The 7,792-nt window shown below is 43.1% G+C and carries 7 protein-coding genes; all 7 read left to right on the top strand.

Annotated elements, in window-relative coordinates; translation table 11 throughout:
- Positions 1 to 47: 47 nt before the first annotated feature.
- The 7 genes from BLT_RS0105965 to BLT_RS23990 all read left to right on the top strand — a co-directional run bounded on the left by BLT_RS0105965 (position 48) and on the right by BLT_RS23990 (position 7,628).
- Positions 48 to 1,127, top strand: coding sequence for a carbamoyl phosphate synthase small subunit (locus BLT_RS0105965; protein WP_017726896.1), 1,080 nt, complete (start codon positions 48 to 50; stop codon positions 1,125 to 1,127).
- Positions 1,120 to 4,278 (top strand): carbamoyl phosphate synthase large subunit, encoded by a 3,159-nt coding sequence (locus BLT_RS0105970; protein WP_017726897.1) that lies wholly within the window; start codon positions 1,120 to 1,122, stop codon positions 4,276 to 4,278. The genes BLT_RS0105965 and BLT_RS0105970 overlap by 8 nt, the downstream gene beginning before the upstream one ends.
- Positions 4,279 to 4,298: 20 nt before the next feature.
- On the top strand, positions 4,299 to 5,255 hold the full coding sequence (gene argF, locus BLT_RS0105975) for an ornithine carbamoyltransferase (RefSeq protein WP_017726898.1): 957 nt from the start codon (positions 4,299 to 4,301) through the stop codon (positions 5,253 to 5,255).
- 51 nt (positions 5,256 to 5,306) lie between these two features.
- Positions 5,307 to 5,486 carry a YjzC family protein gene (locus BLT_RS0105980; RefSeq protein ID WP_017726899.1) on the top strand — a complete coding sequence of 60 codons (180 nt, stop codon included), beginning with the start codon at positions 5,307 to 5,309 and terminating at the stop codon, positions 5,484 to 5,486.
- Between the two features lie 256 nt (positions 5,487 to 5,742).
- Entirely contained in the window at positions 5,743 to 6,486 is a 744-nt protein-coding gene (locus BLT_RS0105985) for an alpha/beta hydrolase family protein (RefSeq protein ID WP_017726900.1), read from the top strand.
- A 55-nt stretch (positions 6,487 to 6,541) separates the two neighbouring features.
- Entirely contained in the window at positions 6,542 to 7,441 is a 900-nt protein-coding gene (locus tag BLT_RS0105990; RefSeq protein ID WP_017726901.1) for an NAD-dependent epimerase/dehydratase family protein, read from the top strand.
- A 16-nt stretch (positions 7,442 to 7,457) separates the two neighbouring features.
- Entirely contained in the window at positions 7,458 to 7,628 is a 171-nt protein-coding gene (locus BLT_RS23990) for a hypothetical protein (RefSeq protein WP_017726902.1), read from the top strand.
- Positions 7,629 to 7,792 lie beyond the last annotated feature (164 nt).

Here is a 7,792-nt window from a genome sequence, read left to right on the forward strand (position 1 = left end):
TAAAAATACTTGTTGTTCGATAGATATACGGATTTGGAGGGAGACCATTGAAAGCTTATTTAGTTCTAGAGACAGGGGAGCGCTTTGAAGGGGAAATTGAAGGAGAACATCAGGATGTGTATGGAGAAGTTGTGTTCTACACAGGAATGACAGGATACCAAGAGGTCATGAGTGACCCCTCATTTAAAGGACAGCTTGTTGTGTTTACATATCCTTTAATTGGGAATTACGGCATCAATGAGCATGATTTTGAAAGCACAGCCCCTCAAGCAGCTGGGATGATTGTGAGTGAAAGCAGCTCGAAAGGCTATCATTATGAAGCCAGCCAATCTTTAGCAAGCTGCTGCAAAAAAGCGAATATCCCACTACTATCTGGTATCGATACTAGAGCTGTGGTCAAACGAATTCGTGAGCAAGGGGATATGGGTGCGGTTATCACGACGGATCCGGCTAACATCTCATTTGAAAATTGGACGCCAATTGGAGAGCAAGAGTTAGTAAAAGAGGTGGCGACAGCAGAGGTAATGACAACGGGAGAGGACGGACCTCATGTTGTTCTTGTTGACTTTGGTTTTAAGCAGTCAATTTTTGATGCATTGATTGAAAAAGGGTGTAAAGTCACTGTGGTTCCATATCATACGTCATTTGAGGACATTGCCTCACTTAAGCCTGATGGTGTTCTTTTCTCAAATGGTCCTGGAAATCCTAAAAAAATGGAGCCTTTTCTTCCAACCGTTCGAAAGCTGGCGGAAAACTATCCGGCTCTCGGTATTTGTCTCGGTCATCAGCTGTTAGCTCTCGCATTTGGGGCGGACACTGATAAGCTTCGCTTTGGTCATCGTGGGGCAAATCAGCCTGTACTAGATGTTGTGACCAAACGTGTCTACATGACCTCTCAAAATCATAGCTACGTTGTAAAAGAAGAGTCACTTGCAGAAACAGACTTTGATGTTTTATTTAAAAACATTAACGATGGTTCGATTGAGGGGCTGCGTCATAAGCACTTGCCAGTCCAAACAGTGCAGTTTCACCCAGAGGCACATCCAGGACCGAGCGATAGTGAAGTAATCTTTTCTCAGTTTATTGACGAGATTCATAGTAAAGGGAGAGAGAAAGCATATGCCTAAACAGTCAGACATCCAATCCGTTCTCGTCATTGGTTCGGGACCAATTGTTATCGGTCAAGCAGCAGAATTTGATTACGCAGGAACACAAGCGTGTCTTGCTTTAAAAGAAGAAGGAATTAAGGTGATTCTCATTAATAATAATCCGGCAACGGTCATGACCGATGAGGCATGTGCCGATGTCGTTTATTTTGAACCACTAACCGTAAAAAGCATTGAAGGCATTATAAAAAAAGAACAGCCAGATGGGCTTCTTGCCACGTTGGGTGGACAAACTGGTCTAAATTTAGCCATGTCTCTTCACGACGCAGGCATTCTTGAAAAATATAATGTCAAACTTCTTGGAACGCCGATTGATTCGATTAAAAAAGGAGAAGATCGAGAATTATTCCGTGCTTTAATGAACGAGCTAAATGAGCCCGTGCCTGAAAGTGAAATTGTGGAAACCGTGGATGACGCGGTTGCATTTGCGATGCAGGTCGGCTATCCAATTATTGTTCGACCAGCATATACCCTTGGAGGAGCTGGAGGCGGAATTGCTGACAGTGAAGAAGAGCTGCGTAAAATTGTAAAGGGGGGCTTAGCATTAAGCCCGATTCAGCAATGTCTGATTGAAAAAAGCATCGCTGGCTATAAAGAAGTAGAATATGAAGTGATGCGGGATGCGAATGATACGTGCATTACCGTTTGTAACATGGAGAACATTGACCCTGTCGGCATTCATACAGGTGATTCCATTGTCGTTGCTCCATCACAAACATTGACAGATCAAGAGTACCAAATGCTCCGTTCGACCTCTTTAAAAATTATTCGTGCCCTCGGAATCATTGGCGGATGCAACATTCAATTTGCCCTTGATCCACACAGCAAGCAGTACTATTTAATTGAGGTGAATCCTCGTGTGAGTCGCTCATCGGCCCTTGCATCGAAAGCTACTGGCTACCCAATTGCAAGAATGGCTGCAAAGCTAAGCATTGGCTACGCATTACATGAACTTCTTAACCCGGTTACAGGCCATACGTATGCAAGCTTCGAGCCTGCCCTCGATTATGTCGTCGTTAAGTTTCCTCGTTGGCCGTTTGACAAGCTCATTCATGCCGAAAGAAAGTTAGGAACACAAATGAAGGCCACAGGCGAAGTGATGGCGATTGAACGGAAATTAGAAGCAGCTCTTCAAAAGGCGGTGCGCTCTTTAGAAATTAAAGTGAATGGACTTGAGCTTCCAGAACTCACAAGCTGGAAGACAGAGAAGCTTTGGCAGAGCGTCAAAAAAGCTGATGATCGTCGATTTTTTGCGATTCTTGAACTCATGCGCCGTGGGATTACGACGGAGGAACTGCACAAGGAAACGAACATCGATCGTTTTTTCCTTCACTCCTTCCAGCTTTTAATTGAACTGGAGCAGCAGGTGAAGAAGGATTCACTAGAGATGGTTACAGAGGAAGCCCTTATCACTTATAAAAAGTATGGGTTTTCGGATGCGTGGCTTGCAACTGCATGGGATGTAAGCGAAAGTGATGTTCGGGAAAAACGTGCATCGCTTGGGCTTAAGCCTTCGTATAAAATGGTTGATACATGTGCTGCAGAGTTTGAAGCATCAACAGCTTATTACTATTCAAGCTGGGGTGGAGAAAATGATGTTGAGCCATCAAAAGATAAAAAGAAGGTATTAATTATTGGTTCTGGTCCTATACGAATCGGGCAAGGGATTGAATTTGATTATTGCTCGGTTCATGGGGCGAAAAGCCTTCACCGGTTAGGGTATGAAGCAATCATTATGAATAACAACCCTGAAACTGTGAGCACCGATTATGAGACAGCAGACAGACTGTATTTTGAGCCATTGACTGTTGAAGATGTTCTCCATGTCATTGAACTGGAGAAAGTGGATGGCGTCATCGTGCAACTCGGTGGTCAAACCGCCATTTCTTTAACAGAAGGGCTAGAAAAAGCTGGGGTTCTGATTCTTGGAACAAATCAAGCGACGATTGATGATCTTGAAGACCGTGAACGCTTTTATCAGTTCATGCAAAAGGTAGGTGTTCCTCATATTCCTGGCGTGACAGTGGACAGAAAAGAGCAAATCGCACCTAAAGCGAAAGAAATAGGATACCCTGTCTTGTTACGTCCATCCTATGTTATTGGAGGACAGGGAATGTTTATCGCCAGTGATGAAGAGGAATTACATGATTATTTGCATGATGAAAAGGTCTCGATTACATTACCAGTATTAATTGATGCCTACTACCCAGGCGTAGAATTTGAAGTTGATGCCATTACAGATGGTAAGGAGATTTTTATTCCTGGTATGTTCGAACATGTTGAAAAGGCAGGCGTCCATTCCGGAGACAGTACAGCTGTCACCCCACCGTATTCCTTGAGTGAAGAAATTAAACAGCTGGCGGTCAGCTACACTGAAAAAATCGCACAAGGTATGCAGTTTAAAGGGATTTTTAACATCCAGTTTGTCTACGATAATGGTCAGCTTTACGTGATTGAAGTCAACCCGAGAGCTTCACGGACGGTGCCGATCTTTAGTAAAGCTACAGGAACGAATTTAATCGATATAACAATCCAAGTGCTGCTTGGAAAAACATTAAAAGAGCTTCAGATCAAACCGGGCTATGGAGAAGAAACTCCTTATTATACAGTGAAAGCACCTGTATTCTCCTTCCAAAAGCTCTCAGGCTTAGACCCACTGTTAGAAGCGGAAATGAAGTCAACAGGTGAGTTGATTGCCATGAGTGAAAGCTTAGACGAGGCCTTTGCAAAAGCCTTTGCTTGGGGAGAAGAACAGACGCCTGCGTTGTTCCGAAAAACAGGGTCGATTTATTATGATGTTAACGAAGGTGACGCTGATGCCTTTCAAGCACTTGCCGATACTTTAAAAGAGAAAGGCTTCCAGCTTGAAGATTCAAAGAACGTCTCTTTTGAGCAATGGATTCAGCAAGATGATGTGGTGGCCCTTATTACGATTCCGGCACCTGGGCAGAAAACGGGGAAAAGCTGGAGGGAGGAAGCTTTAAAACAGCGTGTTACTGTTATTACAGAAATTTCAACGCTTGCGAAAATGATCGACGGGTTAGAAGGCGTTGGCTCAGAGGTGTATTCTGTTCAAGAGCGTTTAGCTAAAGCCTCTGCCATGCACATTTAAAAAAAGGACGTGAGTTGAACGTGAATGAGGTATCTATCAATCCATCCACACTGAAAGGTCGGGATTTCTTAACCCTTTTAGATTTTACACCAGATGAAGTTCAATATTTATTGAGCAAAGCAGTTGAATTAAAGGCTGCACAAAAGCAAGGAATAGGAAAGCTCGAGCTTGCAGGAAAATCTCTCGGCATGATCTTTGAAAATGCTTCGACGCGAACAAGAGTCTCATTTGAAGTTGGGATGACACAGCTAGGGGGCCACGCCCTCTTTTTAAGCCCTAGAGATTTGCAAATTGGCCGTGGAGAGCCAGTGAAGGATACAGCCAATGTGTTGTCTCGTTACGTAGATGCGATCATGATTCGAACGAATTCTCACGAAACGGTTCAGGAGCTTGCTGAGTATGCAGCCGTTCCTGTTATTAATGCCTTGACGGATGCTTTTCATCCATGTCAGGCCCTTGCTGATCTTTTAACAATCCAAGAGCAAAAAGGTGAGCTACAAGGGAAAAAGCTGGTCTATTTCGGAGACGGCAATAATGTTGCACACTCCTTACTTATCGCAGGTGCAAAAACAGGTATGGATGTAACGGTTGCCTCACCTGTTGGTTATGAGGTTGACCCATCGATTTTTAATCTTGCGGTAGAGGCTGCAAAAGAGACTGGAGCAACGCTGACACTTTCCTCCGATCCAAAAGCGGCTGCAAAGGGTGCTGATGTCATTTATACGGATGTATGGGCAAGCATGGGCTATGAACAGGAACAGCAAGAACGGGAAAAAGCTCTTTTCCCATATCAAGTGAATGACGAGCTTGTAAGCCAAGCAGCATCCGATTTTATTTTCCTTCATTGCCTACCTGCTCATCGAGGAGAAGAAGTGACGGCATCAGTGATAGATGGTACTAGATCATTTGTCTACGACCAAGCTGAAAATCGCCTTCACGTACAAAAGGCTGTACTTGTTTCCTTAATCGGTTCTTAAATATCGCCACGCCCTTCTGGATATCCTAATGATTAAAGGAGGCGAAGGTAGATGGGACAAAATCGTCAGTTTGAACCAGGAATGAAAGCACCAAATAACGGTATGTATGTTGAAATTGGGGAAACAGGCAGTACGGTAAAAAAACCAAAAGCTGTTAAACTGAATGCTGGAGATCCATTCCCAGAAACGTCAAATCACAATCGAAAATGGACACCCAAGCGAAAACCGTAAGAAAAAGCTGACGATCCAACGATCGTCAGCTTTCTTGATCATAGGTAAGCTCGTTGACGCATATGTTACTAGACCATCTTTTATTTGAACAAAACGAGAAAACGGATCATAAGCTGAAAGTTCATTCAGGAAAGATGCTCGATTATACGCTAGCCTTAGTCCGTTTTTACATCTGCTGCATAACGTATAGTGGGGAACGAATGGGGATTTAGAACATTCGTCAAGGGAACCAAGCAAGTAGATGAGAGGCGAAGACATGAGTGTAATCCGACGTTTTTTGTGTTTAGAAGAACAGTGGTGTGTGATTCATTTGCCAGAGCAACCGAGTGGGTTTGCAGTATTGTTGCTTGGCGACGTTAATCATTATGTGGAAAAGAATACATGTTTTTGGGTTCAGCATCCAAGCAGGAGTCAATTTATTCAATATTTGCTGACAAAGGGGTATACCGTATTTACTTCAAATTTTTTTGGCAGGCATTGGGGAAGTGAGAGGGCCACTCGCCTAGCGATCCGACTTTATCATCTTGTTATGAAACGAGAAATTTTAAATAAAAACATTCATCTATTTGCAGAAGGTATGGGTGCACTAGTGGCGATAAAGCTTGCAAACATGATCCCTGAAAAAATACGCTCCGTGATGCTAGTGAATCCGTGTCTTGATTTACGTGCGTATTATGAGCAGGAGGAACAAAATAAATTTTTCTATAAACGCTTTGTGTATGAAATCGCCACCGCTCATAGCATCAGTAAAAAAGAAGTTGGAGAATATATCCGTCACAAGGAAGAGCAGGGATGTGAGTGCCCTTTATTGCCTATCTCTATCCTCCATGAAATGCATGAAAAACGCTATCCACTTCGTCTGCACAGTCGGCCATTTCAGCAAGCGTGTGAAAAAGAAGGGAAACCTGTATCCTTAAGACTTTTATTGCCGGGAAAATCGTTTTCTTATTTTGCAGAACTGGCGTGCCTCTTTTTTCGTGCGTATGAAAAAAAGCTATAAGCCCTCTTCTACTGGGGGAAGAGGGGGTACATAGAGGGAAGTGGAGGAGATTAGCGTGCAAAAGGCAGTTATAACGGGAGCACTTGGATTTATTGGCTTTCATTTATGTGAACATCTTGTCCAAGAAGGAGTTGAAGTAATCGCTATTGACGATACTAGAGGTCCTCATACCCAGGAGGTTTACGAAGAAAAGCAACTACGAATTGGACGCAATGCCCTTTTTACATTTGTTAATCAACGTGTGGAAGACTGCAATTTAACAAAGCTTTTAAAAGGTGCCGATGTTATTTTTCATCTAGCAGCAGCGACAAAATCAGATAGTAAGTGGCCGTACTTACCTGAGGTCATCAAAACAAATGTTCATGTGACAAAAACACTCCTTCATGCATGCGTTCCACCGGCACGCTTCATTTATGCTTCAACTGTTGAAGTGTATGGGGACAGAGTCGGACTGATTACAGAAAGAACGCCAACAAACCCTTCATCATCGTACGGTGTGACAAAGTTAGCAAGTGAAGAAATTGTCAAAAATGAAGCGAGAAAAAAAGGGCTTGATTATATTATTTTACGCTTACCAACCGTGTATGGTCCGTGGCAGCGTGACGATATGACCTATCAACAAATTTTAGTGGGAAAAGAACAAATGACGGAAGATCGGTCTACCCTTGATGTGCTTTATATCGACGATGTGATAGAGGGCTTGCTGCTTGCTGCGAAAACAAAAGCAGTAGGAGAGGTCTTTCATTTAACAACAGGGAAAGAAAACCTTTGGTACAAAGGCAAAAGCTATTTATTAAATAATAAGACATTGACTAAACCTCTTCACAAGGTATCACTTTGTCCCAAAAAAGCAAAAACACAACTAGGATTCGAGGCGAAAATGTCTTTAAGCGAGGGGCTTGAAAAACAACGAGAACATGTGACAAAATGGCAAGAGCGTAAAGACTTGCTCTAGAAAGCGGGGGGAGGATTTGGGTGCTAGACGTGCAGTGTTAGGGCTGTTCATTTTTGCGTTGGTCGCAGTGGTGCTTTTTATGATTTTGAATCAATTGATTGGTTTGAATGAAGGTGTTAGCGTATTACTCGCATTACTGATTGGATTTTTAGTAGAATGGCTTTTTTATCGTAAGAAACAAGGATAAGAATGGGGCTGGGACAAAAGAGTTTTTATTGATGAGAAATCTAAACGTCATGATCGTTGATGCATAGCCTTCGCTTCGGAAATATCCTTCGCTTTCCGCGGGCGGCTGGTGAGCCTCCTCGTGCTTTTTGCACTGTGGGGTCTCACCCTTGCCTTTGATCCCTA

Source organism: Halalkalibacterium ligniniphilum (genome assembly GCF_000334155.1).
GTDB classification, from domain to species: domain Bacteria; phylum Bacillota; class Bacilli; order Bacillales; family Bacillaceae_D; genus Halalkalibacterium; species Halalkalibacterium ligniniphilum.

Coding starts and splice junctions, on each gene's coding strand:
- BLT_RS0105970 (WP_017726897.1), top strand. CDS start 1,120: ATGCCTAAACAGTCAGACATCCAATCCGTTCTCGTCATTGGTTCGGGA.
- BLT_RS0105980 (WP_017726899.1), top strand. CDS start 5,307: ATGGGACAAAATCGTCAGTTTGAACCAGGAATGAAAGCACCAAATAAC.
- BLT_RS0105985 (WP_017726900.1), top strand. CDS start 5,743: ATGAGTGTAATCCGACGTTTTTTGTGTTTAGAAGAACAGTGGTGTGTG.